Origin of the sequence: Rhodococcoides kyotonense (assembly GCF_001645385.1) — a bacterium.
Classification (GTDB): Bacteria; Actinomycetota; Actinomycetes; order Mycobacteriales; family Mycobacteriaceae; genus Rhodococcoides; species Rhodococcoides kyotonensis_B.
The window spans coordinates 580,480-605,707 of sequence record NZ_LVHI01000023.1; the positions used below are offsets into that span (position 1 = coordinate 580,480).

Consider the following 25,228-nt stretch of genomic DNA (forward strand, 5'->3'; position numbering starts at 1 on the left):
CCTGTTGCTCGTGTTGCGGATGGTTTCGAAGGTGCTCTTGCGACTAGCCTGAGGGCATGGCAGGAAAGACCAGCACTCGAAGTTCGCGAGCCGGCGGTGCCGGGGATTCGACGACGTCGCGTGCTTCGGGGGGATCGCGGAAGTCCTCCGGAGGACGAACGACGCGGACGGTGTCGACACCACGCAAAGCGACGGCACCGCGTAAGTCCAGCCCGGCGAAAGCCACTACGCGCACGCCGGCCGCGCGCAGGCCCGCCAAGAAGAAGTCCGGCGGGGGTGCGCTGAACGCGGTAGGCCGCGGCATCTCGTCGACCTGGTCGATGGCAGCCAAGGGCGTCGGCGCGACGACACGGACGGTCAGCAAGGCCAAGGACATCGAGCACGGTCACCGCCGCGACGGCATCGCCCTCGGGTTGATCGCCGTCAGCGTCGTCGTCGCAGCAGCCGTCTGGGTCAGCGCAGGCGGCCCCGTCGGTGAGTGGATCGAAATCGCGGTACGCGCCCTCGTCGGCGACGCCGGGTACATCGTGCCGGTACTCGGCGTGGCGCTCGCCGTCGTACTGATGCGGTCCGAGCCGAACCCCGAGATTCGCCCCCGGCTGGTTCTCGGTTCGATTCTGGTAGCTCTGCCGGTTCTCGGAATGTGGCACCTGGCCGCAGGATCGCCCGCGGATTCTGCGGGCCGCGCGACGGGCGGCGGCTTCTTCGGCTACGTCGCAGGCGGCCCGCTGGCCGACGGTGTCACGGTCTGGCTCGCCGTTCCGCTGCTGCTCCTCGCCGGGCTGTTCGGCGTACTCCTGCTGACCGGAACGACGGTCCGTGACGTCCCGGGTCGGCTGCGGTCGCTCTTCGGCACCGACAGCCGGGGCGACGAGTACGGCGACTACGACCCCGCCGATTTCGGTTCCGAGTTCGACGACGGCTACGGCGGTTACGACGACAGCGCTCTCGACGGCTACCCCGTCGACGGTGCCGATCCGTACAGTTCCACAGGCTCCACTCCTGCCGAAAACTATCCGACCGAGGAATACGTCCCGGTCAAGCGCCCGCGGTCGCGTCGAACGCCGCCGCCCGAGGCGCCGACCGAGGTCATCCCGCCGGGACCCGAACCCACGCCGGAACCCGTCGCGGCACCTGCTGCTGAGGCGCCTTCCCGTCCGAAGCCGAAGCCCGTCGTCAAGGCGACCGAACCGAAGCCGACGTCCGACGAGGACAAGATCGTCGTCGATCGCGTCGTGGACGGCGACTACACACTGCCGTCGCTGTCGCTGCTGATCGACGGGGATCCGCCCAAGACGCGCAGCCAGGCCAACGACGCGATGATCGAGGCCATCTCCGAGGTGCTCGAGCAGTTCAAGATCGACGCCGCGGTCACCGGCTTCACCCGAGGCCCGACGGTCACCCGGTACGAGGTCGAGCTCGGTCCCGGTGTCAAGGTCGAGAAGATCACCGCGCTGCATCGCAACATCGCGTACGCAGTGGCCACCGACAACGTGCGTCTCCTCGCGCCGATCCCGGGCAAGTCCGCCGTCGGCATCGAGGTGCCCAACTCCGACCGTGAGATGGTGCGTCTCGCCGACGTGCTGACCGCGCCGTCGACGCGCAAGGATCACCATCCGCTGGTGATCGGGCTCGGCAAGGACATCGAGGGTGACTTCGTCAGCGCGAACCTCGCGAAGATGCCGCACCTCCTCGTCGCCGGTTCCACGGGTTCGGGTAAGTCGAGCTTCGTGAACTCGATGCTCGTCTCGCTGCTCGCACGTGCGACGCCCGAGGAAGTGCGGATGATCCTGATCGACCCGAAGATGGTCGAGCTGACGCCGTACGAAGGAATCCCGCACCTCATCACCCCGATCATCACGCAGCCGAAGAAGGCAGCGGCGGCGCTCGCCTGGTTGGTCGAGGAGATGGAGCAGCGCTATCAGGACATGCAGGTCAACAAGGTCCGGCACATCGACGACTTCAACAAGAAGGTCAAGTCGGGCGAGATCACGGCGCCGCTCGGTAGCGAGCGCGTGTACCGGCCGTACCCGTACATCCTGGCGATCGTCGACGAGCTCGCCGACCTGATGATGACCGCGCCCCGCGACGTCGAGGACGCGATCGTCCGCATCACGCAGAAGGCGCGTGCGGCCGGTATCCACCTCGTGCTGGCCACGCAGCGACCGTCCGTCGACGTCGTCACCGGTCTGATCAAGACGAATGTGCCGTCACGACTCGCGTTCGCGACGTCGTCGCTCACCGACTCGCGCGTCATTCTCGATCAGCCGGGCGCCGAGAAGCTCATCGGAATGGGCGACGCCCTGTTCCTGCCGATGGGTGCGGGAAAGCCGACGCGTCTGCAGGGTGCATTCATCACCGACGAGGAAATCGGCGCTGTCGTCGACTTCGCGAAGAACCAGGCGGAGCCGGAATACAACGAGACCGTCACCGCGGCCAAGGCGTCGGACAAGAAGGACGTCGATCCGGACATCGGCGACGACCTCGACGTGCTGCTGCAGGCGGTGGAGCTCGTCGTGACGAGTCAGTTCGGTTCGACGTCGATGCTGCAGCGCAAGCTCCGCGTCGGATTCGCGAAAGCGGGCAGGCTGATGGATCTCATGGAGAACCGGGGAGTGGTCGGGCCGAGCGAAGGCTCCAAGGCCCGCGAAGTGCTCGTCAAGCCGGAGGAGCTCGACGGTCTGCTCTGGTCGATCAAGGGCGGCGACCCGGACGAGGCGCCTGCCGAGGAGTGATGCGCCTGCGGTGCCCGTGCGCGGTTGGTACGACCCTGGGCCAACCAATTACGCACGGGCCGCGCAGCGGCACTAAGCGAACGCGCCCATGACGGGGGTCCATTCGGTGACGACGGACGCCTCGACGAGGTTCTCGACCTGGAACGGGTCCTGAGCGAACAGCTCGACCACGGACTCGCGGTCGGTGCCTTCGACGATGATGAGTGCGCCGCTGCCGTCGGCGAACGGGCCGCTGGACACGAGGGTCTTCTTCTCCAGCAGGTCCCTCAGCCATTCGCGGTGCGTCGCACGGTGCGTGTCACGCCCGTCGGTGGTGCTGGGCGAGTACGTGTAGACAACGGAGAACAACGCCATGGAACTGATTCCTTCGTTCGAGCAGTGAGAAAGGGACAGCACGAATCCTGTCAGAGCGACAGCAGCATGCGGGTATTGCCGAGTGTGTTGGGCTTCACGTAGCTCAGATCCAGGAATTCGGCGACGCCGGTGTCGTAGGACCGGCACATCTCGGCGTACACCTCGGCGGTGACCGGGGTGCCGTCGATCTCGGCGAATCCGTGGCGTGCGAAGAAGTCGACCTCGAAGGTCAGTACGAACAGACGGCCGAGCGACAACTCACGCGCGACGCTGATCAGCTTCTCGACGATGAGGTGGCCCGCGCCGTGACCCTTGGCCGACGGATCGACCGCGACGGTGCGCACCTCGCCCAGATCCGCCCACAGGACGTGCAGCGCGCCGCAGCCGATGACCGTGCCTGCGCGCTCGGCGACCCAGAACTCCTGCACCGCCTCGTACAGCGTGACGAGGTTCTTCTCCAGCAGGATCTTGCCCGCGTAGATGTCGATCAGCCGCTTGATCTCGGGGATGTCGGACGTGCGCGCGCGTCGAACCTGCAGTTCGTCGCCGCCGTGTGGCCGGGCGACGTCGGTAGGTGCTGGTTCTTCGGTCGCGTCGACGCCCAGTCGACTCGCCCGGTTCGGCGCAGAAGTCATGTGGTGAACAGTAGTCAACGCCCCAACCGATATTCTTTCCGTGTGTCCGTCACCGAAGAGCTTCCCCTGCGGCAAGGACATCGTTGTCGACCGAGCTCGCGCGGGGGCGGGGCAGTATGACCGAACCCGTCGTTCCCAGCTCTCGATTGCCACACGGCAATTCCACGACAGGAAGTTCCGACCCCGTACCCGTCGTCAACATAGCCAACGTGCTCACGGTCCTCCGTATAGCGCTCGTACCCGTGTTTCTCGTCGTCCTGTTCGCCGACGGCGGCCACGACACGACGTGGCGCATCGGCGCGACAGTCGTGTTCGCGGCGGCGGCCATCACCGACAGAATCGACGGCCAGCTCGCCCGGAAGTACGGTCTCGTCACCGACTTCGGCAAGATGGCCGACCCGATAGCCGACAAAGCGCTCATCGGTGCGGCACTGATCGGATTGTCGATACTGGGTGACCTGCCGTGGTGGGTCACCGTCGTCATCGCGGTGCGCGAGGTGGGCATCACCCTGGTGCGCTTCGCCGTCATCCGGCACGGCGTCATTCCCGCGGGTCGCGGCGGCAAGGTCAAGACTCTCGTGCAGAGCTTCGCGATCGGCATGTATCTCGCCCCGCTGCCGGACGAAGTTCGCTTCGCATCGGTGACGCTGATGGGACTCGCGGTCTTCCTGACGGTCTACACCGGTCTCGACTACGTCGTACAGGCCGTCCGTCTGCGGCGTGGAGTGTCGTCGTCGTGACGGATCCGCTCGTGGACGGAATCGGGGTGGACCGGCTCGTCGCCGAGCTGACGCGTCGCGGCCAGACCGTCGCGACCGCCGAGTCGCTGACGGCGGGCCTGCTGGCCGCAACCGTGGCAGGCGTCCCCGGCGCGAGCGCGGTGTTGCGCGGCGGACTGGTCGTCTACGCCACCGATCTGAAGTCGACGCTGGCCGGCGTCGATCGCGACGTGCTGGATACCGATGGGCCGGTCGCGGCCACCACGGCCGCCTCCCTCGCGGACGGTGCCCGCCGAACCTGCTCGGCCGACTGGGGCGTCGGACTCACCGGAGTCGCGGGACCCGATTCGCAGGACGGGCATCCCGTGGGCACGGTCTTCGTCGGTATCGCGGGCCCCGACGGCACCGACGTGAACGAACTCCGACTGTCGGGCGACCGCTGGACGATCCGACGGGATACAGTCCGTGAAGCCGTGTCGGAACTGCTCCGACGCGTGCTGAGCGGTACGGACGTATAGGGTCGGGAACCAATCGGACCGTGTCGAGCGTTGTAGCTTACGACGGTTCACAGACTCTGAGGAGGAGCGAGATGGCGCTGCTATTGCGTGAAGCACTCGGCGACAGTCTGCGGCGCACTCGCGTTGCGCAGAGTCGCACGTTGCGCGAGGTCTCGAACACCGCCCGCGTCAGCCTCGGATACCTGTCCGAGGTCGAACGTGGACGCAAGGAGGCATCGAGTGAGCTCCTGAACGCGATCTGCGAAGCCCTGGCGGTTCCGCTGTCCGACGTCCTGAACGACGTCAGCGAGAGCCTGTCCGAGTCGACTGCAGCCGAGAAGCCCACTGTCGACGCCGCCGAGCAGTCGCCGCGTATCGCCGGAGACACCCGAGTGGTCATTCCAGCCCCTGCACGCGCACTTGCTGCCGCCTGATTCGTCATCGGCGCTAGTGTGAAACTTGCAGTTCGCACGACACCAGCATCGACCCACACGCGTCTGACGCGGCGCCCTGAGATGGAGGCAGGATCAACCCATGGCTAATCCTTTCGTCAAGGCCTGGAAGTACATGATGGCGCTCTTCAATTCCAAGATCGACGAGAAGGCCGACCCCAAGGTTCAGATTCAGCAGGCAATCGAGGACGCGCAGCGGCAGCATCAGGCGCTGTCCCAGCAGGCCGCCTCGGTGATCGGCAACCAGCGTCAGCTGGAGATGAAGCTGAGCCGTCAACTCGACGAGGTCGAGAAGCTGAATGCGAACGCGCGTCAGGCCGTCACGTTGGCGGACCAGGCAGCTGCCGCGGGTGACACCGAGAAGGCGACGCAGTACACCAACGCGGCCGAGGCGTTCGCCGCTCAGCTGGTCACGGCAGAGCAGGGTGTCGAGGACCTGAAGGTGCTCCACGACCAGTCGTTGCAGGCGGCGTCGCAGGCCAAGAAGGCAGTCGAGCAGAACGCCATGGCGTTGCAGGCGAAGGTCGCCGAGCGCACCAAGCTGCTCAGCCAGCTCGAGCAGGCGAAGATGCAGGAGAAGGTCAGCGAGTCGCTGCGGTCGATGGACAGCACGCTGGCTGCCCCCGGAAACACGCCGAGCCTCGACGCAGTGCGCGACAAGATCGAACGTCGTTACGCGGACGCGCTCGGTTCGGCCGAGCTGGCTCAGAACTCGGTGTCCGGCCGCATGATGGAAGTTCAGCAGGCGTCGGTGCAGATGGCAGGACACAGCAGGCTCGAGCAGATCCGTGCCTCGATGGCGGGCGACTCGCTGCCGTCGGGCAACACGGCCGCGCAGAAGCCGTCGATTGCCAAGCCGAACACCACGCCGGAACCTCCCGTTCAGAACTGACACGGACAGATTTCTCGGACGATGAACAGCCAGGATCATGGCCGACCACGACAGTGGTCGGCCATGCCCGTTTCGCAGACGGTGCCCCGCGTGCGCGGCGCCGCGAGTTCGGCGCGCAGGATGGGCGAATCGCTCGTCGACGCCGCCAGCCGATGGAACGATCCGCGCCAGAAGCAGATTCGTCGAATTCGGCGTGCCCGTCGTCGTGGGTCGTGGTTCGGCGGCGCGTCGGGAGTGTCGGCCGTGTCGACGGCGGGGCTCGCGGTGACGTCGATGCCCGAGTGGACGATGGTCGCCACCGGTGGCAGTGCCCTGGTGCTCGCGGTCCCGGCGGTGTTGGCGATAGGTCGCTATCGCACGCTGAAAGCGCAGCCGCTGCCTCCTGCGCGGCCCGGTCGTGCCACGTTGCCGGACCGCTCGTCGGCGGCTCACGCGCCCATGACGCGTCTCACCGGTGCCCAGCGGAGTCTGTACGAGCTCACCGGCATACTCGCGCGTTCCGAGTCCGTCGACCCGGTCGAACTGGCGGAGACGACGGATGTCGCCACATCAGCGGCGAACGCACTCACGGCGATGTCGGCCGACGTCGTGTCGATGGAACGCGCGGCCGCGTCGAACAGTGCAGCGGCCGAGCATCTCGCGCCGACGATTCGGGGCGCCGCAGACCAGCTGCATCGCGGCGTCGATCAGTTCGAGGAACTCGTCGCCGCTGCTGCACGGTTGACGGCGCCCGCGCAGTTACCGTCGAGCACAATCGACATGCGGCGCGCCGAGCTGACGTCGGCGACCGATCGGCTCGACGGGTGGGCGACTGCTCTGGCCGAACTCGCCGAGATCCGGCGTCGTCACCCCTAGGCGAACGGCCTCAGGGTGTTCCCCCATCTTTCCCTGAACTCGCTGCTGACCTGGTGATTTCCCGCTTTCACCGTGTGAGGATCGATCTCGACACACGAAGAAGGGAAAGCCATGCTCTGGAAAATCCTCGGAATCATCGTCCTGGTCTGGATCGCGTTCGCCGTCCTGGGAGCAGTCGTCAAGGGTCTGTTCTGGGTGGCCGTCGCGGCCGCGATCGCGTTCGGAATCTACTGGCTCGTCAAGGCCATCGGCTCGGCCGAGAACCGCGACCTCACGAAGCTGTAGCACTGCCGTGCAGCGGTGACGTCTCGCCGACGAGCACCGTCACCGCTCGCGGGACCGCTTCGATGCGGACCGGAAGTGGCGGAAACCGTTCGCCATCGGCATAGGCGACCATCCCCGGCGCCGTCAATCTCACGTGAGACGAGCGGTGCACGTCGACCTCGGGAAGCTCGACGTGCGTTCCCTTGTACAGCGTGGGGGACAGTCGCACGAGACGTGTCCGCGAACTCGCGCGGACCACGGTGACGTCCAGCAGGCCGTCGTCGACGCGGGCGTCGGGGCAGATCGCCATTCCGCCACCGTACGTGGGTCCGTTGCCCACGGTCACCAGCGTCGCCTCGAGATCGAGTGTCACGTCGTCGAGTTCGATCGAATACGGGATGGGGCGCAGCTTCGTCAGTTCGAGCACCATCGCGAGGTTGTAGCGCAGCGGACCCCGCGGCCATCGGAGCCGGTTGGCGCGCTCGGTGACGAGGCTGTCGAATCCGCTGGACAGTACCGTCGCAAACCATCGATTGTCGGCTCGGCCGAGGTCCATCGTGCGCCGAGAATTGCGTGCGACGATGTCCGCGGCAGCGGCCTGATCGCCGTGCGGCACACCGAGCAACCGCGCAAGATCGTTACCGGTGCCCGCAGGCACCACCGCGAGTGCCGTCGACGTGGTGGCGACGGCCTGCAGGGCGAGATTGACCATGCCGTCACCGCCGACGACCACGACGGTGTCGGACCCGGTGCGGACGATGCGCCGGGTCGCGTCGAGTGCGTCGCCGGGGGTGCGGCCCACCACCGTCGTGACATCCAGACCTCGCTCCCGTAGCCGCGTGGTGACGGCCTCGGTGATGGCGGGCGCACGGCCGTTCCCCGCAACGGGGTTGGTCAGGACCGTGACCGATCGAGTCATGGGATCAGCTTGCCAGGATTCAGAATTCCTGCGGGATCGACCGCGGACTTGATCGAACGAAGGATCGCGGCGCCGACTGCACCGACTTCCTGCGGCATCCACGCGCGGTGGTCGCTGCCGACGCCGTGGTGGTGAGTGACGGTTGCGCCCGACCCCACCATCGCGTCGGTCGCGGCGGCTTTCGCGCCTGTCCACTGAGTGATGGGGTCGGCTGCCGCAGCGCAGACGACGGTGAAGTACAGCGATGCGCCGGTCGCGTAGACGTGCGAGATGTGACACATGACGACGGCCGGAGTCCCTGCGGCACCGAGGGATTCGACGAGCGCACTCGCGACGGCCGTTCGGACGGAATTCAGCGACGACCACCGTGCCGCCGTTTCCAGCGTCTCTGCGAGAGCGCCCACGTCCAGCAGCGAATCGCGGAGGTACGGCGCATCGAAGCGGCCGCGTTCCCAAGCCCGTGCCGCACCCTCGTCGACCGAGGACCCGCCGGAGCGCTCGAGCACGTCGTCGACGTCGGCAACCCGGCGTGCGACGTCGGAGGCAGTTCCGTCGAAGGTCATGATCGCGAGGCAGCCGCCCTGGGGTGCATCGTCGTGACCGGACAGCGCTGCGTTGATGCCGGTTTCGGCCTCGTCGGACAGTCGCATGACCGTCGGCCGACCGGGGAGGTCTGCGATGATGCGGAACGCCTCCGCGCCCGCGGCGAAGTCGGGGAATCGCCATGCGCGGTACGCCGTGGTCTCGGGGGCCTCACGCACCCGGACGGTGACGTCGGTGATGATGCCGAGCGTGCCTTCGGATCCGAGAAACACCTGGCGCAGGTCCGGTCCGGCAGCCGACGCAGGTGCTCGGCCCGGCCGGGCGACACCGGTCGGCGTCACGACGGTGAGCGACTCGACCATGTCGTCGAATCGACCGTATCCCGCCGACGCTTGTCCCGACGACCGCGTCGCGGCGAACCCGCCGATGGTGGCGTACTGGAAGGACTGTGGGAAATGCCCGAGTGTGAGGCCGTGTCGGCCCAACAGTTCTTCGGCCTCGGGGCCGGTCACACCCGCCTGGAGTACAGCGGTTCTCGAATCCAGGTCGAGATCCGTCAGCGCACACATCCGTCGGGTGCTGACTGCCACGACGGCGTCGAACCAGTCACGTACCGGATCGAGACCGCCGACGACGCTCGTGCCACCGCCGAACGGGACCACCGCGATCGAGGCGTCGCTGCAGAATCTCAAGATCGCTTCGACCTGACGAGCGTCGGCAGGGAAGACGACGGCGTCGGGCGCGGACTGTGCGTCGGGACTGCGTCGGTTCAGCAGATCGATCGTGCTCTTGCCGCCGAGATGCAACAGCCGCACCGCGTCGCCCGTCGCCACGTGGTTCTCGCCGACGATCTCTTCCAGCGCACGCCGCGCGTCGTGGGTCAGTGCGCTCGAGGTCAGTCGGACGTCGGAGGCGTTCCGGTGCGCGGATTCCGGTGCGTCGAGCCCGAGGACGGTACGCAGGACGGAGCGCGTACGCGCAGGCAGCGGTGTGTGGTGCTCGCGCAACCCCCACGCGTCCCACGCCATCATCGGCGCGCGCGATGCGGGCCGCTCCACCGAGGGTTGTTCGCGCATGATCTATAGTGTTACACAGCATAGGTGTTTGTAACTCGGCAAGCGCGAGTTGCTCCGATGTCTTCTGCGAACGGGGTGTAGTGGTGGTCGAGCCGTCCGTCGTCCAGAGTGTCGCAACCGAAGCGCCGAGGACCGAAGTGACGCAGACCGTCGACGATCAAGTGCTCGACGCCGCGCGCTCGTGCATTCTCGAATTCGGTGTCCGGCGAACCACTTTGGCCGAGATCGCACGCCGCGCAAAGGTCAGTCGGCCTACCGTCTACCGGCGTTGGGCGGACACGCGCGCCGTGGTGTCGAGTCTTCTCACGCGTGAGATCGGCTCGGTGATGCCGTCGTTCGAGGCCGGTGCCGAGGCCCGCGAACAGCTCGCGTCCGCGGTGTCCGTCGTCGCCGATCGGGTGCGGCTCCACCCGTTGTTCGTCAAGATCCTTCGATCCGACCCCGACATTCTCGCGACCTACATCCTGCATCGGCTCGGAACCAGCCAATCGCTCATCATCGACGCTCTGGCGCCGATCCTCGAGAGCGGCCAGCGGGACGGTTCCATTCGTGAGGGACAGCCGGTCCACATGGCGACGGTGTTGCTGTTGATGGTCCAATCCGCCGTTCAGTCCGCCGAGATGGTGGCCGACAGAATTCCCGGTGACGTTCTGGTCGCCGAATTCGCGTACGCCGTCGACGCCTACCTACGTCCACGCGTCGAGTGACGCCTGCGGCGAGCACACGGCTCGACGGCGACCGCCGTCGGCGAGAACTCGCAGCGCTGTTCGACGGCTCGTCGGTCGACGTACTCGTCGTCGGCGGGGGCATCACGGGAGCGGGTATCGCGCTCGACGCCGCGTCGCGCGGACTTCGAACCGTGTTGGTGGACAAGCACGATCTCGCATTCGGCACGAGCCGGTGGAGTTCGAAGCTCGTCCACGGTGGTCTCCGGTACCTCGCGTCGGGCAATGTCGCCATCGCACACGAGAGTGCCGTCGAGCGAGGCATTCTGATGACGCGCACCGCTCCTCATCTGATTCGTCGTCTGGCTCAGGTCGTTCCACTTCTCCCGGAGGTGTCGCGGTCGTCTGCCACGGTCGTGCGCGCCGGATTCCTGGCCGGTGACGTGCTGCGGCGATCCGCAGGCACTTCCGTTGCAGTACTGCCGAATTCGCGGTCCACCGGTGCCGATGCCGTCGCGGCGCAGGTGCCGATCGTGCAGCGACACGGGTTACGCGGGGGTCTGATGGCGTGGGACGGCCAACTCGTCGACGACGCGCGTCTCGTCGTCGCCGTCGCGCGGACGGCCGCGCTGCACGGTGCGTCGATCCTGACGGGTGTGGCCGCGTCGGAGGTCGATCGCACGTCGGCGCTGCTGACGGACGGGGACACCGGCGCGTCGACGCGAGTGCGCGCAGGCGTCGTCGTCAACGCAGCGGGGGTGTGGGCAGGCCAGGTCGATCCACGAATCTCGTTGCGGCCCAGCAGGGGAACGCATCTCGTGTTCGACGCGTCCACGTTCGGCGGGATGACGAGTTCGTTGACCATTCCGATTCCGGGGGAGCGGAACCGGTTCGTGTTCGCGCTGCCTGCACCGCACGGCCGCGTCTACGTGGGACTGACGGACGTCGCGACCGACGGACCCATTCCCGACGAGCCGCGCGCGACCGACGACGAGATCGAGTTCCTGCTCGACGTCGTGGGTACCGCCGTCGATCCCGCACCGACGGTGTTCGACGTCGTGGGTACCTTCGCCGGTCTTCGGCCGTTGCTCGACTCGGGCGGTAGGAATTCGGCCGCTACGCGCACTGCCGACGTCTCGCGTCGGCATGCGATTCTCGACGACGGCGACGGACCGATCGGTGTCGTGGGCGGGAAGCTGACGACGTATCGCAGGATGGCCGAGCATGCCGTCGACGCCGCTGTCGCCGCGACGAGACTGACTGCGGGTCCCTGCAGGACCGCGTCGATTCCGTTGGTCGGCGCAGGGCCGATCGCGGAGCCGGTCCCGGAGCGGCTCGTGACCCGATACGGTGCGGAGGCTGCGCTCGTGGCCGCCCTCGCCGACACGATGCCCGACGGCACTGCGCCCGTCGCGGACGGAATCGACGTGTCCGTCGCCGAACTCGCGTTCGCGGTGCGCTACGAAGGAGCCCGCACCGTTGCCGATCTCCTCGATCGACGGACGAGAATCGGCTTGGTGGAAGCGGATCGCGAACGGGCGGTCGACGCGGCGACACGGGTGCTCGCCGAACACGACTAGCAACCCGCGGGTGTGGCACGCTGAGCGTCGTGCGAGTAGCGGTGGTGGCGGGACCTGATCCAGGACATGCTTTTCCGGCGATCGCACTGTGCCTGAGGCTGATCGAGGCGGGCGACAGTCCGGTTCTGTTCACCGGGTCCCGATGGCTGGTTGCGGGCACCGAGGCCGGCATCGACACTCGCTTGCTGAAGGGACTCGCGCCGCGCCCAGAGGACGACGACATGGATGCGGGTCAGCGCATTCACGCGCGCGCCGCGTTCATCTCGACCGAGTTGCTTCCCGATCTCAGGGACGTAGCACCCGACGTCGTCGTGTCCGACATCCTGACGGCGGGAGGAGGTATCGCTGCCGAACGTCTCGGCATTCCCTGGGTCGAGCTCGCGCCGCACCCCTTGTACGCGCCGTCGAAGGGCTTGCCGCCCATCGGCAGTGGGCTCGCCCCAGGAACCGGTATCCGCGGGAGGATCCGCGACGCACTCATGCGGTCCGCGACGGGACGGTCCATCGCGCGCGGCAAGGCGCAGCGCGGTGTCGCGCGCGAGAGCGTGGGTCTGCCTGCGGAGGATCCTGGGCCCGTTGCACGTCTGATCGCGACCATCCCCGCACTCGAGGTCCCGAGGCCGGACTGGCCCGCGGAGGCACACGTCGTCGGCCCGCTGTTGTGGGAGCCGACGGCCGAGACGTTGTCGGTCCCGGACGGCTCGGGTCCCGTCGTGATGGTGGCGCCGTCGACGGCGTTCACCGGCGCGCACGGCATGCTCGACGCGACCCTGGAGGGCCTGTCCGGACGTGGCGTCCGGGTGGTCGCGTCGATGCTCGACGAACCGCCCGCCGATCTACCGAGCTGGGCCAACGCGGGCCTGGGGCGTCAGGACGAGCTGCTGACGCACGCGGACGTCGTCGTCTGCGGCGGCGGACACGGCATGCTCGCGAAAGCGCTGATCCACGGAGTACCCGTCGTCGCGATTCCCGGAGGCGGGGATCAATGGGAGCTCGCCAATCGCGCCGAACGGCAGGGGAGTGCCGTCGTGGTTCGGCCGCCGAGCCCACAGGCAGTGGCCGACGCGGTTCTGCGTGTGATCGAGGATGCGGCGTTCGCACGTGCCGCGGAGGCGGCCGCAGCCGGTGCGGCCGACGTGAAGGACCCCGTGGAGGTCTGCCACCGCGCGCTGGGGTGACGCATCGTCGGTTACGGTTGACGTGTGCGTCTGACCGAGTTTCGTGAGTTGCTGACAGAAGAGTTCGGCCAGGTTCGGGGAGATTCCATGCTCGTCGATCACGTCATCCAGAGCCTGGGCGGGCAGACCGGGGCCGAAGCGATCGAAGCCGGGGTAGATCCACGCGACGTGTGGCGTGCCCTGTGCAGCGAATTCGACGTGCCGCGCGATCGCTGGTGAAAGTTCCGTCGGCGTGTCGATAGCCCGAATCGAACTATCGAACACGTGTTCGCCTATGCTGGTGTCATTCGGTGCGCAGCGGTTCGAGACGTTTTCTGTCGGTGCCTAGCTCTACCGTTACCGGCAACACGTTCGACGCGAAGCTGAACGAGACCATACGAGGAGATCACGATGCCTGCTTACGATCGCGACAAAGCGCTCGATCTCGCCCTTGCGCAGATCGACAAGAACTTCGGCAAGGGATCGGTGATGCGCCTCGGTGACGAGGTTCGTCAGCCGATCGCTGTCATTCCCACCGGCTCGATTGCTCTGGACGTCGCGCTCGGCATCGGCGGACTGCCGCGCGGCCGCGTCATCGAGGTCTACGGTCCGGAATCCTCCGGTAAGACCACGGTTGCGTTGCACGCTGTGGCGAATGCGCAGCGCAACGGCGGAATCGCCGCGTTCATCGACGCGGAACACGCACTCGATCCCGACTACGCCAAGAAGCTCGGCGTCGACACCGATGCGCTGCTGGTCTCTCAGCCGGACACCGGTGAGCAGGCGCTCGAGATCGCGGACATGCTGATTCGCTCCGGCGCACTCGACATCCTGGTCATCGACTCGGTGGCAGCGCTCGTGCCGCGCGCCGAGATCGAGGGCGAGATGGGTGACAGCCACGTCGGTCTGCAGGCTCGCCTGATGAGCCAGGCGCTGCGCAAGATGACCGGTGCTCTGAGCAACTCGGGCACCACGGCGATCTTCATCAACCAGCTGCGCGAGAAGATCGGTGTCATGTTCGGATCGCCGGAGACCACCACCGGTGGTAAGGCGCTCAAGTTCTACTCGTCCGTCCGCCTCGACGTTCGTCGTATCGAAACCCTCAAGGACGGTACCGAGGCAGTCGGTAACCGTACGCGCGTGAAGATCGTCAAGAACAAGGTCGCACCGCCGTTCAAGCAGGCCGAGTTCGACATCCTGTACGGCAAGGGCATCAGCCGCGAGGGCTCGTTGATCGACATGGGCGTCGAGCACGGATTCATCCGCAAGTCGGGCTCGTGGTTCACCTACGACGGTGACCAGCTCGGCCAGGGCAAGGAGAACGCCCGTAAGTTCCTGCTCGAGAACCCGGACGTTCGCGACGAGATCGAGAAGAAGATCATGGAGAAGCTCCAGATCGGCGCCGACGTCACGGCCACCGACGACGCGGCTGCTCCGGTCGACTTCTGACGCTCCGATGCCGGCAGTGGAGGGTGGTGGAACCGAAGCGCAGGCGAAGGACGTCTGCCTTCGGTTGCTGACCGACCGTGCTCGGAGTCGTCACGAGCTCGAGACGAGTCTGGCGAAGAAGGGCTTCTCTGCGGAAGTGTCCACTGCCGTTCTTGCTCGTCTCGAAGCGGCCAAGCTCGTCGACGACGCCGCGTTCGCGGAGCAGTGGGTGCACTCGCGGCACACGTACTCCGGCAAGGGCAAGCGTGCGATCGGCCTGGAACTCCGCAACAAGGGTGTCACGGGTGCGCACGCGCAGAACGCGCTGGATCAGATCGACAGCGACGACGAACGCGCACGCGCAACGGAACTGGTCCGCAAGAAGTGTCGAACGCTTCGGCTGCCGAGTCCGAATGACCCCGATGCGCGTGCAGAACGAGACAAGATAGTCCGCAGGCTCGTCGGAATGCTTGCGCGCCGGGGCTATTCGCAGGGCATGGCGTTCGGAATCGTCAAGTCCGAACTCGATGCGCTCGGCGCCGACACCGAAGACTTCGACGGTGAACACCTCGGGTGATCGTCCACCCGTAACTACCGTCGAAAACGCGAGGCCCGCAACACGATCGATCCGTGTTGCGGGCCTCGCCTCGTATGTGGGCGCCTCGTAGATCAGGATCCCGTGGAGATCAGGCTGCTCCGGCCGGACCGCCACCGAAGTCCGCGGCTGCCACCACACCGCCGCCGCCGGTCCTGCGCTTCTTCTGCCGCATCCGTCGTTCGACGACGGTCGCGAGCTTCGTCAGCAGCGAGTTCACGATGATCATGATGATCGCGACGATGATCAGAGCCGGCAGGTAGTTGCCGTAGAACGCACCGACCTGCTGACCGGCGCGGACCACTTCGACGTAACCGATGAGGTAGCCGAGCGCGGAGTCCTTCAAGGCGACGACCATCTGCGAGATGATGGCAGGCAGCATCGCCGTGATCGCCTGCGGCAGCAGGACGATTCTCATGACCTGGCCCTTACGCATACCGAGCGCCGAGGCGGCTTCGGTCTGGCCCTTCGGCAGCGAATTGACGCCCGCGCGAACGATTTCCGCGATGACCGAACCGTTGTACAGCGTCAGGCCGGTGACCACCGCGGCGAGAGCCAGGTACTTGACCTTGAAGACCTCGTACTCCGCGTACACCGCGTAGAGGAAGATCATCAGGATCAGAACCGGCACTGCTCGGAACAATTCGACGATCACGCCGCTGACGACGCGGACCGACCGATGATCGGACAGTCGGCCGATGCCGAGGACTGCACCGAGGATCAGCGCGAAGACGATCGACAGCGCGGCCGCGACCAAGGTGCCCTGGAGACCCGGCAAGAGGTAGGTGGTCCAGGTCGTCGATTCGAGGAACGGATCCCATTTGTCCGACGTCAACTGGCCTTTGGCGTCGAGCGCGCGGTAGATCAGGTAGGCGATGCCGAGGGACACCACCAGCACGACACCGGACAGGATGCGATAGCGAATTCGCGCTTTGGGTCCTGGAACGTCATAGAGAACCGCTACGGCGTCACTCATCACTTCACCGCCAATCGCTTGCTGAGGTAGCCGAACAGAAGCCCGGTCGGAAGCGTCAGGATGACGAAGCCGAGTGCGAAGATGCCACCGACGACGAAGATCGCGGCCTCGTTCTCGATCATCGTCTTCATGAGCAGCGAGGCTTCCGCGACGCCGATCACGGACGCGATGGTCGTGTTCTTGGTCAGTGCGATCAGGACGCTGCCGAGCGGCCCGATCACGGCTCGAAACGCCTGTGGGAGAACGACGATCGTGATGTTCTGGGTGAACGTCATACCGAGCGAACGGCCCGCTTCGGCTTGACCGACCGGAACGGTGTTGATGCCGGACCTCAGCGACTCGGCGACGAACGACGCCGTGTAGACACTCAGTCCGAGAATCGCGAGCCGGAAGTTGTTGTCCACCAAGAACGTCGGAGAATCCTGAGGCGCCAGTGCGACACCCATCGTCTGGTACAGGCCGAACGACGTGAACAGAATGATCAGCGTCAGGGGAGTGTTACGGAAGATCGTGACGTATCCGGTGGCGATGGCGCGCGCGATCGGAATCGGTGACACGCGCATCGCCGCGATGATGGTACCGATGATCAGGGCGCCGATCGCGGACAGAACCGTCAACTTGATGGTCATGATGAACGCGTCGACGAGTTGATCGCCGTACTTGCTCAGAAGGTTCAATGTGGGGATGTCCTATCGGCTCGAATGGGCCGCCTCGCCCCGGTGCGCCGACATTCGGTGCGCACCAGGGCGAGGCGCAGAGCGTCAGTAACGGTCGACGGTCGGCTCGGCGGGCAGCTCGTACCCGGATGCACCGACGGTCTCCTCGAACGCGGTCGCCCATGCGCCGCTCGTGACCATCTCCTCGATGGCGTCGTTGATCTGGTTGCGTCCCTCGGTGTCGTCCTTCGCGAGGCCGATGCCGTAGTTCTCGGTGGTGAACGGCTCTCCGACGACCTTCAGCTCACCGGGGTACTGCGCCGCGTAGCCGGCGAGAATGATGTCGTCGGTGGTGACGGCGTCGACGGCGCCGTTACGCAGGGCCTCGACGCATGCGGAGTAGGTGTCGTACTCCTGGAGCTGGACGTCCTGGGCGTACTTGTCCTTCACGTTCTGTGCCGGGGTGGAACCGGTGACCGAGCACAGCTTCTTGCCGCCGTTGAGCGAGTCGGGGCCCGTGATGTCGGTGTTGCTCTCGGAGACCAGGAGCGACTGTCCGGCAACGAAATACGGTCCGGCGAAGCCGACCTTCTCCTTGCGGGCGTCGGTGATCGAGTAGGTAGCGACGACGTAGTCGACCTCGCCGTTCTGGATCAAGGTCTCGCGCTGTGCGGACGGAGCTTCCTTGAATTCGATGTTCTCCTCGGACACGCCGAGCTGTCCGGCGACGTACTTGGCGACCTCGACGTCGAAGCCGCTGAAGGTGCCGTCGGGGTTGCGGAGGCCGAGGCCGGGCTGGTCGTACTTGATGCCGACGATCAAGTTGCCGCTCTCTGCGCTCGACGAGACGCTGCGTGCCTCTTCGCCGCCGCCGCAGGCGGTAGCGACGACGGCGAGAGCTGCGATCCCGGCAGCGAAGCGAAGCGTGCGGTTGATTCTCACTGGTGTTCCTCCATGGTTGGTCCTGCGAGTGATGCTGTGACGGTGAATGATCCGACGAGCTCGAACACGCTCAGTGTCCGAGGATCTTGCCCAGGAAGTCCTTGGCGCGGTCCGATTTCGGCGACGTGAAGAACGTCTCCGGGTCGGTGTCCTCGACGACGGCGCCGTCGGCCATGAAGATGACGCGGTCGCCTGCCTTGCGCGCGAAGCCCATCTCGTGGGTGACGACGAGCATCGTCATGCCTTCCTTCGCGAGCGAGGTCATGACGTCGAGCACTTCGTTGACCATTTCGGGGTCGAGTGCGGACGTCGGCTCGTCGAACAGCATGACCTTCGGGTTCATGGCGAGGGAGCGTGCGATGGCGACGCGCTGCTGCTGTCCACCTGACAGCTGTGCGGGGTACTTGTCGGCCTGGTTGGCGATCCCGACGCGTTCGAGGAGCTTCAGCGCGTTCTCGCGTGCCTCGTCCTTCTTCAGCTTGCGCACCTTGAGCGGAGCCAGCATGACGTTCTCGAGAATCGTCTTGTGCGCGAACAGGTTGAACGATTGGAACACCATGCCGACGTCCGCACGCAACGCGGCAAGCGCCTTGCCTTCGGCGGGGAGGACGGAACCGTCGACCTCGATCGTGCCGGAATCGATGGGCTCGAGCCGGTTGATGGTGCGGCACAAGGTCGACTTACCCGAACCGGACGGTCCGAGCACGATCACGACCTGACCGGTCGGTACGTCCAGATCGATGTTCTTGAGGACGTGCAGATCGCCGAAGTGCTTGTCAACCGACTTCAGTGAGATCATCGGGGGTCGCTTGGCAAGAGCGCCGGAGGCCGGCGCGTCGGTAGCGTGCGTCATACGGCAGAACCCTATTCGTAGTTTGGTTGTCGGCAGCGCTTTTCACCCGACAATGGGGATTATGTAATGGAAACTTTACTGTCGGTCGGTACCGGTCCTCGAGGCGCGTCGGTCCCCGGCGTCGGCACGACCTGCCGGGCCGTACCCTGGAGGGGTGGAAACGAGTCACCTGGATACCCCCCTCGGCACCGACGACACCGCGCGGAGCTACGAAGTTCGGACCCACGGGTGCCAGATGAACGTGCACGATTCGGAGCGTCTGGCGGGCCTGCTCGAGGACGCGGGGTACGTACCCGCAGCCGAAGGCGTCGACGCGGATCTGGTGGTCTTCAACACGTGTGCGGTGCGTGAGAACGCCGACAACAAGCTGTACGGAAATCTCGGCATGCTGCGTCCGGCCAAGCGTCGGAACCCGGGCATGCAGATCGCGGTCGGCGGATGCCTCGCGCAGAAGGACCGCGACACCGTCGTCACCAAGGCGCCGTGGGTCGACGTCGTCTTCGGCACCCACAACATCGGCTCGTTGCCGGTTCTGCTCGAACGCGCGCGACACAACGACGAGGCGCAGGTCGAGATCCTCGAATCTCTCGATGCGTTCCCGTCGACGCTGCCCGCCAAGCGTGAGTCGCCGTACGCGGGCTGGGTGTCGATCTCGGTCGGCTGCAACAACACGTGCACGTTCTGCATCGTTCCGGCGTTGCGCGGCAAGGAGATCGACCGTCGGCCGGGAGACATCCTCGCGGAAGTGCAGGCTCTCGTCGACCAGGGTGTGCTCGAAGTGACGCTGCTCGGCCAGAACGTGAACGCTTACGGCGCATCGTTCGCCGACCCCGAGTTGCCTCGTGACCGAGGTGCATTCGCGTCGTTGCTGAAGGCGTGCGGACACATCGACGGACTCGAACGCGTCCGCTTCACCTCGCCGCATCCGGCCGAATTCACCGACGACGTCATCGAAGCGATGGCGACGACACCCAACATCTGCCCGACGTTGCACATGCCGCTGCAGTCCGGTTCGGACCGCATCTTGAAGGCGATGCGACGTTCGTATCGGCAGACGAAGTTCCTCGGCATCATCGACAAGGTTCGTGCCGCGATGCCGAACGCTGCGATCACCACCGACATCATCGTCGGATTCCCCGGAGAGACCGAAGAGGATTTCGAGCAGACGCTCGAGGTGATGCGTCGCGCACGCTTCTCGAACGCCTACACCTTCCAGTACTCCAAGCGTCCGGGAACGCCGGCCGCCGACATGGACGACCAGGTGCCCAAGGAAGTCGTGCAGGAGCGGTACAACCGGCTGATCGCGCTCCAGGAGGAGATCGTGCTCGAGGCGAACCGCGAACTGGTCGGCACCGAGGTCGAACTGCTCGTCGCCTCGAACGAAGGCCGCAAGAACGCGGCGACGCACCGGATGAGCGGCCGTGCCCGCGACGGCAGGCTCGTCCACTTCGGTACCGAGAATCACCGCGGCGAGCAGATTCGTCCCGGCGACATCGTGACGACGACGGTCACCGCCGCCGCCCCGTACCACCTGATCGCCGATTCCGGAGTTGCGACGCATCGGCGCACCAGGGCCGGCGACGCCTACGAGCGCGGAGAACTACCCAAGACAGCCCCCATCGGCGTCGGTCTGGGGCTGCCGTCCGTCGGCGCCCCGGCTCCGATGCCCGTGCAGACAGGATGCAGCGCATGAGTTCCGATCGCAGGACCCCCGACAACACGACACCCGACGGCCAGAAGCCCGACTACGACACCGCCGAGCGTCGCATCGACTCCGAGATCGATCCGGGAGTGCGAGCGGTGGTCGTCGCCGTCCTCGTGCTCGTTCTGCTCGGCACGCTCGCGTTGCCGCACGCGGGCGGCGCGACGGGCTTCGACGTGCTGTCCGGCAACTCGTCCGCTCTGGGCGAGTCCATCGCACTGCCGTCGCGCATCTTCGAATGGTTCGTGCTTGTCTTCGGCATCGTGTTCTCGGTGCTGGCGTTGGTGACGCGAATCTGGGCGTTGGCCTGGGCGGCGCTGTGCGGATCCGCCGTCGCCTGCGTCTTCGGGATGCTGTCGATCTGGTCGCGTCAGACGTTGCCGTCCGACGTGTCCGGGGGCGGCCCGGGTATCGGCCTGATCGTCGCGTGGATCGCCGTGCTGCTGCTGACGTTCCACTGGCTCAAGGCCGTATGGAACAAGACCACCGCACAGCTCGAGGCGCAGGAACGCCGTCGGCGTGCTGCCACCGAGGCCGAGCAGAACTCGCAGTGGGCCGGACCCGTCCTGGGACGGCCGACCGACCGCAAGCGCTGATCGTCTACCGTTCGCCGACGGCGCCCTCGGCGGCGTCGGCCCATTCACGCCACTGCTGAGCCTGCTCGAGAGCCTTCTTCGCGTCCTTGTCCTTGCCTGCGGCCTGAGCCTTCGCAGCCTGCTCCTCGAACTGCGCGACGCGCTCGCGGAACTGCGCCGCGCGAGCCAATGCCTCCGGATCGGTCCGTCGCCACTGGTCGTCGGCGGCGTCGCGGACCGTCTTCTCGATGGCGCGTAGCTTGCCCTCCAGGTCGTGCATGCGATCGCGGGGAACCTTGCCGATCTCGTCCCACTTCTCCTGAAGATCCCGCAGCGACGCACGGGCAGCTTCGAGATCCTTGGCCGGATCGATGTGGGTGTAGTGGCTCAGCAGTTCTTCCTTCGCGGCGGCGTTGGCCTCGAACTCGGCGTCACGCTCGGAGGCTGCTGCGTTCCGCGCCGCGAAGAACACGTCCTGCGCGGCCTTGAAGTTCTTCCACAGTGCGTCGTCGGCGTCGCGTGGCGCTCGTCCGGCTGCCTTCCATTCGACGAGCAGGTCGCGGAACGCCCCGGCGGTCGGACCCCAATCGGTCGACGACGACAGCGCACGCGCCTGTTCGACGAGCTCTTCCTTGCGTGCCTTGGCGGCCCCGCGCTCGCGGTCGAGGTCGGCGAAGTGCGCGCCTCGACGACGGTTGAAGTTCTCGCGCGCCTTCGAGTAGCGCTTCCAGAGCGCGTCGTCCACCTTGCGGTCGACGCCGCGGATGGTCTTCCACTCGTCGAGGATCTCGCGAAGCCGGTCGCCGGCGTGCTTCCACTGCGTGGACTCGCTACCGATCTGCTCGGCCTCGGCCGCGAGCTCCTCCTTGCGCGAGGTGTGCGCCGCGCGCTCGAGTTCCTTCTCGTGCTTCGCCACGGCCGCCGCGGCCTCCGAATGCTCGACGACGACCTCGAGCCGACGGGTCAGCGCGTCGATGTCACCGATGATCGCCGCGGTCGGAATGGACTCGAGCAGCGCTTGCGCGGCCGCCTTCGTCTTCTTCGCGTCACCGGAGCCTGCCGTCAGCCGAGCTTCGAGGAGTGCCACCTCGGTGGACAGGTCGTCGTAGCGTCGTCCGAAGTGCGCGAGGCCCTCGGCCGCGTCGCCTGCCTGCCACGAGCCGATCTGGCGTTCGCCGTCGGGCGTCGTCACCCAGGCGGTGCCGTCGTCGTCGACGCGGCCGAACTTGCTCGGATCGCTCGGAGGCGCGACGGTGGGCGTCACGGACGCGACGTGCGACGAGACAGGATGAGGTTTGGCCACCCCCGGAGTCGACGGCTTGGCTGCCTTCTGCGATACGCCGCCAGGCTTCGGAGCGCCCGGCTTCGGACCGCCGGGCTTGGGGCTTCCGGGCTTCGGACCTGCAGATTCGGAAGAGCCGCTGCTGGTCGTGCCACTGGGGTCGGTCATTGTTCCTCGTCTCTGCCGCGCGTCACGGCTGCCTCTATCGCGCTGTGGTCACCGATGAACACCATTGAACTCGGTGTCGCCGGTTCCGACCATTGAAACAGGTCGGAGAGCAACAGACGATGTCGTACGCCAACGGCGGCATCCGTGTCGGCGCATTCGCGTCCACCGACTAGCGTGGTCGTCGTGTTCCGCGCAGTGGCCCTGGTGCCGTCCCCGCCCCTGTTGGTTCCGGAGTTGACCGGCGGTGGAGCCTCCGAGACGGACGCAGTACGTCGCGCGGCGCTGGATGCCGCGACCCGACTCGGCCTCGTCGCCACTCGCTGGATTGCGCTCGGTGTGGCCGATGAGCCTGCGACCGTGCCGCCCGTCGCGCGTGGCTCGTTCCGCGGATACGGGGTCGACGTCGAGGTCGGCCTGTCCACCGACGCGGCGCAGACGGACGACCGGATGCCGCTGGCGGCGTTGATCGCCGGGTGGCTGCGCGGCCATGCCGTTCCGGGCGCCGTCGTCGAGGCGCGCATCGTCGCCGCCGACACGGATGCGTCGACCTGCCGCCGCCTGGGCCACGAACTTCGGCAGCGCATGGACGCCGACGACGAGGACTGGGGTGTGCTCGTCGTCGCGGACGGTTGCACGACGCTGACACCGAAGGCGCCCGGCTCGTTCGACGATCGCGCGGCCGCGTTCCAGTCCGGGCTCGACGACGCACTCGAACGCGCCGACGTCTCGTTCCTCGCCGGGATCGACCGCGATCTGTGCCGGGAGCTCGGCGCGTCCGGTGCCGCAGCGTGGCAGGTGTCGGCAGCCGTCGTCGGCGACGTCGTCGTGAGTTCGATTCCGTTGCACAGGGGAGCGCCGTTCGGTGTCGGCTACTTCGCCGGATTCTGGGAGCTGCCGGCATGAGTTCGCGCACCCCGATCGCGGTCGTCGGACCGACCGCGACCGGGAAATCGGACCTCGGGCTCGATCTCGCCGAGACCCTGGACGGTGAGATCGTCAACATCGATGCGATGCAGCTCTATCGCGGCATGGACATCGGCACCGCCAAGCTGCCCGTGCACGAGCGGCGCGGGATTCCGCATCACCAGCTGGACGTACTCGACGTCACCGAAATCGCAACGGTGGCCAAGTACCAGGCGTCGGCCGTCCGGGACGTCGAGGAGATCGCGGCCCGCGGCAAGGTGCCGATCATCGTCGGCGGATCGATGATGTACGTCCAGTCGCTGCTCGACGAGTGGGCGTTCCCTGCAACCGATCCCGAGGTGAGGGCACGCTGGGAGCAGCTACTGGCCGACGGTGGGACCGAGGCGGTGCATCGCGCGCTGACCGCGGCCGATCCGGAGGCGGCGGCGTCCATCCTCCCGACCGACGGCCGTCGCATGGTGCGCGCACTGGAGGTCGTCGAGATCACCGGGCTGCCGTTCGCGGCGTCGGCGCCCACGATCGGGACGCCGCGGTGGGGCACGCGCATCCTGGGAGTGGATCGCGACACCGGCGAACTCGACGAGCGGATCGCCCGACGAACGGATCTGATGTTCGAGTCGGGCCTCGTCGACGAAGTCGCCGCGCTGGTCGATCAGGGGCTGCGTGACGGCGTCACCGCGTCGCGGGCCATCGGATACGCCCAGGTGCTGGACTACCTCGCCGGCGACACCGACCTGGATTACGCGCGGGAGCGCACGTTCATCGGCACGCGCCGTTACGTCCGTCGGCAGCGGTCGTGGTTTCGGCGTGACCCCAGGGTGCAGTGGCTCGACGGCGCGGACGCCCGGTTGTCCGAGACAGCACTTGCAGCCGTCTCCGGGCATGACGCCCAGCGGTAGGATTTCGACCATGCATTTTGCCAAGGGCCACGGAACGCAGAACGACTTCGTCGTGCTGTTCGATCCCGATGTGAAGATCGAACTGCTGCGCACCCGTGTCGCCGCGCTGTGCGATCGACGTCGCGGGATCGGCGCCGACGGTGTCTTGCGTGTCGCTCGAGCAGGCGCGCTGCGCGACGCAGGCGTCCTCGACCGACTGCCGGTCGGCGTCGGCGCGGACGACTGGTTCATGGACTACCGCAACGGTGACGGAACCATCGCCGAGATGTGCGGTAACGGTGTTCGGGTCTTCGCGCATTACGTGCGTGCACACGGCCTCGTGGACGGCGACCGGTTCGTCGTCGGGTCGCGGGCAGGAGCGCGACCGGTCACCGTGCACAAGTTCGACGAGACGAACGCAGACGTGTCGGTCGAGATGGGCGACGTGCAGCTACTGGGGGCCAGCAGCACGACGCTGGGTGGTCGGACGTTCGACGGCATCGGCATCGATGTCGGCAACCCGCATCTGGCCTGCGTCGACGCGTCTGCCGACGTCGTGTCGCTGCGAGAGCTGGATTTGTCGACTCCTCCCGATCTGGACGCGGACTTCTTCCGGAACGGCGCGAACGTCGAGATCGTGACGCGTCTGCAGTTCGGCCGGGTCGACATGCGTGTGTTCGAGCGCGGCGTCGGCGAGACCCGCTCGTGCGGCACGGGGACGGTCGCGGCGGCGGCAGCGGCATTGTCCTACGAGGGCCTCGATTCGGGTTCCGTCGTCGTCGGCGTTCCCGGTGGCGAGGTCACCGTGACGATCGACGACTCCGGCTCGATGCTGCGCGGACCCTCGGTTCTGCTCGCCGAAGGCACCGTCGACGACACGTGGTGGCAGGAGCTCGGCTGAAACTC

At 66.6% G+C, this 25,228-nt stretch carries 27 protein-coding genes; 18 read left to right on the forward strand and 9 right to left on the reverse strand.

Annotated features, from left to right (window positions below; all coding sequences use genetic code 11):
• The first annotated feature begins 56 nt into the window (after nt 1-56).
• Nucleotides 57-2,735: an FtsK/SpoIIIE family DNA translocase gene (locus tag A3K89_RS18625; RefSeq protein ID WP_254303570.1), complete on the forward strand. Its 2,679-nt coding sequence runs from the start codon at nt 57-59 to the stop codon at nt 2,733-2,735.
• Between the two features lie 72 nt (nt 2,736-2,807).
• Here the strand turns inward: A3K89_RS18625 and A3K89_RS18630 are convergent, their stop codons facing one another.
• The gene (locus A3K89_RS18630; RefSeq protein ID WP_068428865.1) at nt 2,808-3,089 is read right to left on the reverse strand and encodes a YciI family protein; all 282 of its coding nucleotides are present in this window, start codon (nt 3,087-3,089) and stop codon (nt 2,808-2,810) included.
• Between the two features lie 50 nt (nt 3,090-3,139).
• Nucleotides 3,140-3,724: an amino-acid N-acetyltransferase gene (locus A3K89_RS18635; RefSeq protein WP_371828812.1), complete on the reverse strand. Its 585-nt coding sequence runs from the start codon at nt 3,722-3,724 to the stop codon at nt 3,140-3,142.
• Between the two features lie 116 nt (nt 3,725-3,840).
• Here A3K89_RS18635 and pgsA point away from each other — a divergent pair, with 116 nt between their 5' ends.
• From pgsA to A3K89_RS26045, 6 genes are all read left to right on the forward strand, one after another.
• Complete coding sequence (pgsA, locus tag A3K89_RS18640) at nt 3,841-4,464, forward strand: CDP-diacylglycerol--glycerol-3-phosphate 3-phosphatidyltransferase (protein ID WP_068428868.1); 624 nt, start codon at nt 3,841-3,843, stop codon at nt 4,462-4,464.
• On the forward strand, nt 4,461-4,961 hold the full coding sequence (locus A3K89_RS18645; RefSeq protein WP_068428871.1) for a CinA family protein: 501 nt from the start codon (nt 4,461-4,463) through the stop codon (nt 4,959-4,961). The genes pgsA and A3K89_RS18645 overlap by 4 nt, the downstream gene beginning before the upstream one ends.
• 71 nt (nt 4,962-5,032) lie before the next feature.
• Entirely contained in the window at nt 5,033-5,374 is a 342-nt protein-coding gene (locus tag A3K89_RS18650) for a helix-turn-helix domain-containing protein (RefSeq protein ID WP_068428874.1), read from the forward strand.
• Between the two features lie 100 nt (nt 5,375-5,474).
• Nucleotides 5,475-6,284: a phage shock protein PspA gene (gene pspA, locus A3K89_RS18655; RefSeq protein WP_068428877.1), complete on the forward strand. Its 810-nt coding sequence runs from the start codon at nt 5,475-5,477 to the stop codon at nt 6,282-6,284.
• Nucleotides 6,285-6,347: 63 nt separating this feature from the next.
• On the forward strand, nt 6,348-7,139 hold the full coding sequence (pspM, locus tag A3K89_RS18660) for a phage shock envelope stress response protein PspM (RefSeq protein WP_068428879.1): 792 nt from the start codon (nt 6,348-6,350) through the stop codon (nt 7,137-7,139).
• 111 nt (nt 7,140-7,250) lie between these two features.
• Nucleotides 7,251-7,424 carry a hypothetical protein gene (locus A3K89_RS26045; RefSeq protein WP_165839664.1) on the forward strand — a complete coding sequence of 58 codons (174 nt, stop codon included), beginning with the start codon at nt 7,251-7,253 and terminating at the stop codon, nt 7,422-7,424.
• On the opposite strand, the gene A3K89_RS18665 is transcribed toward A3K89_RS26045, so the two are convergent.
• Both A3K89_RS18665 and A3K89_RS18670 read right to left on the reverse strand, forming a co-directional pair.
• Nucleotides 7,411-8,322, reverse strand: coding sequence for a diacylglycerol kinase (locus A3K89_RS18665; protein ID WP_068428882.1), 912 nt, complete (start codon nt 8,320-8,322; stop codon nt 7,411-7,413). The two genes, A3K89_RS26045 and A3K89_RS18665, sit on opposite strands and share 14 nt — an antisense overlap.
• Complete coding sequence (locus tag A3K89_RS18670; RefSeq protein WP_068428885.1) at nt 8,319-9,941, reverse strand: FAD-binding oxidoreductase; 1,623 nt, start codon at nt 9,939-9,941, stop codon at nt 8,319-8,321. Before A3K89_RS18670 ends, A3K89_RS18665 begins: the two co-directional genes overlap by 4 nt.
• A gap of 83 nt (nt 9,942-10,024) precedes the next feature.
• Here A3K89_RS18670 and A3K89_RS18675 point away from each other — a divergent pair, with 83 nt between their 5' ends.
• From A3K89_RS18675 to A3K89_RS18700, 6 genes are all read left to right on the forward strand, one after another.
• The gene (locus A3K89_RS18675; RefSeq protein ID WP_084423887.1) at nt 10,025-10,648 is read left to right on the forward strand and encodes a TetR/AcrR family transcriptional regulator; all 624 of its coding nucleotides are present in this window, start codon (nt 10,025-10,027) and stop codon (nt 10,646-10,648) included.
• Nucleotides 10,645-12,186, forward strand: a complete 1,542-nt coding sequence (locus tag A3K89_RS18680) for a glycerol-3-phosphate dehydrogenase/oxidase (protein ID WP_068428887.1) — start codon at nt 10,645-10,647, stop codon at nt 12,184-12,186. Before A3K89_RS18675 ends, A3K89_RS18680 begins: the two co-directional genes overlap by 4 nt.
• Before the next feature lie 29 nt (nt 12,187-12,215).
• Nucleotides 12,216-13,364, forward strand: a complete 1,149-nt coding sequence (locus tag A3K89_RS18685) for a glycosyltransferase (protein WP_068428888.1) — start codon at nt 12,216-12,218, stop codon at nt 13,362-13,364.
• A 24-nt stretch (nt 13,365-13,388) separates the two neighbouring features.
• Nucleotides 13,389-13,583 (forward strand): DUF3046 domain-containing protein, encoded by a 195-nt coding sequence (locus A3K89_RS18690; protein ID WP_068428893.1) that lies wholly within the window; start codon nt 13,389-13,391, stop codon nt 13,581-13,583.
• Between the two features lie 171 nt (nt 13,584-13,754).
• Nucleotides 13,755-14,792 carry a recombinase RecA gene (recA, locus tag A3K89_RS18695; protein WP_068428896.1) on the forward strand — a complete coding sequence of 346 codons (1,038 nt, stop codon included), beginning with the start codon at nt 13,755-13,757 and terminating at the stop codon, nt 14,790-14,792.
• 7 nt (nt 14,793-14,799) lie between these two features.
• A complete protein-coding gene (locus tag A3K89_RS18700; RefSeq protein ID WP_068428899.1) occupies nt 14,800-15,348 on the forward strand; it encodes a regulatory protein RecX in 549 nt (182 codons plus the stop codon).
• A gap of 109 nt (nt 15,349-15,457) precedes the next feature.
• Here the strand turns inward: A3K89_RS18700 and A3K89_RS18705 are convergent, their stop codons facing one another.
• The 4 genes from A3K89_RS18705 to A3K89_RS18720 all read right to left on the reverse strand — a co-directional run bounded on the left by A3K89_RS18705 (nt 15,458) and on the right by A3K89_RS18720 (nt 18,739).
• On the reverse strand, nt 15,458-16,342 hold the full coding sequence (locus A3K89_RS18705) for an amino acid ABC transporter permease (RefSeq protein ID WP_068428900.1): 885 nt from the start codon (nt 16,340-16,342) through the stop codon (nt 15,458-15,460).
• Entirely contained in the window at nt 16,342-17,019 is a 678-nt protein-coding gene (locus A3K89_RS18710) for an amino acid ABC transporter permease (protein WP_068428901.1), read from the reverse strand. Before A3K89_RS18710 ends, A3K89_RS18705 begins: the two co-directional genes overlap by 1 nt.
• 84 nt (nt 17,020-17,103) lie before the next feature.
• Complete coding sequence (locus tag A3K89_RS18715) at nt 17,104-17,940, reverse strand: glutamate ABC transporter substrate-binding protein (protein WP_068428906.1); 837 nt, start codon at nt 17,938-17,940, stop codon at nt 17,104-17,106.
• A 70-nt stretch (nt 17,941-18,010) separates the two neighbouring features.
• Nucleotides 18,011-18,739 (reverse strand): amino acid ABC transporter ATP-binding protein, encoded by a 729-nt coding sequence (locus A3K89_RS18720; protein WP_174551469.1) that lies wholly within the window; start codon nt 18,737-18,739, stop codon nt 18,011-18,013.
• 223 nt (nt 18,740-18,962) lie between these two features.
• On the opposite strand from A3K89_RS18720, the gene miaB reads away from it, so the two are divergent.
• The gene (gene miaB / locus A3K89_RS18725; protein WP_084423889.1) at nt 18,963-20,486 is read left to right on the forward strand and encodes a tRNA (N6-isopentenyl adenosine(37)-C2)-methylthiotransferase MiaB; all 1,524 of its coding nucleotides are present in this window, start codon (nt 18,963-18,965) and stop codon (nt 20,484-20,486) included.
• Nucleotides 20,483-21,091: an Rv2732c family membrane protein gene (locus tag A3K89_RS18730; protein ID WP_068429207.1), complete on the forward strand. Its 609-nt coding sequence runs from the start codon at nt 20,483-20,485 to the stop codon at nt 21,089-21,091. Before miaB ends, A3K89_RS18730 begins: the two co-directional genes overlap by 4 nt.
• A gap of 4 nt (nt 21,092-21,095) precedes the next feature.
• Here A3K89_RS18730 and A3K89_RS18735 read toward each other — a convergent pair whose 3' ends face one another.
• Complete coding sequence (locus tag A3K89_RS18735; RefSeq protein WP_068428916.1) at nt 21,096-22,520, reverse strand: DUF349 domain-containing protein; 1,425 nt, start codon at nt 22,518-22,520, stop codon at nt 21,096-21,098.
• A 183-nt stretch (nt 22,521-22,703) separates the two neighbouring features.
• Between A3K89_RS18735 and A3K89_RS18740 the strand changes: the two genes are divergently transcribed.
• The 3 genes from A3K89_RS18740 to dapF are packed head-to-tail and all read left to right on the forward strand — an operon-like array spanning nt 22,704 to nt 25,223.
• A complete protein-coding gene (locus A3K89_RS18740) occupies nt 22,704-23,423 on the forward strand; it encodes a hypothetical protein (protein WP_254303571.1) in 720 nt (239 codons plus the stop codon).
• On the forward strand, nt 23,420-24,343 hold the full coding sequence (gene miaA, locus A3K89_RS18745; protein ID WP_157105375.1) for a tRNA (adenosine(37)-N6)-dimethylallyltransferase MiaA: 924 nt from the start codon (nt 23,420-23,422) through the stop codon (nt 24,341-24,343). Before A3K89_RS18740 ends, miaA begins: the two co-directional genes overlap by 4 nt.
• Nucleotides 24,344-24,353: 10 nt before the next feature.
• Nucleotides 24,354-25,223 (forward strand): diaminopimelate epimerase, encoded by an 870-nt coding sequence (gene dapF / locus A3K89_RS18750; protein ID WP_068428918.1) that lies wholly within the window; start codon nt 24,354-24,356, stop codon nt 25,221-25,223.
• Nucleotides 25,224-25,228: the final 5 nt, after the last annotated feature.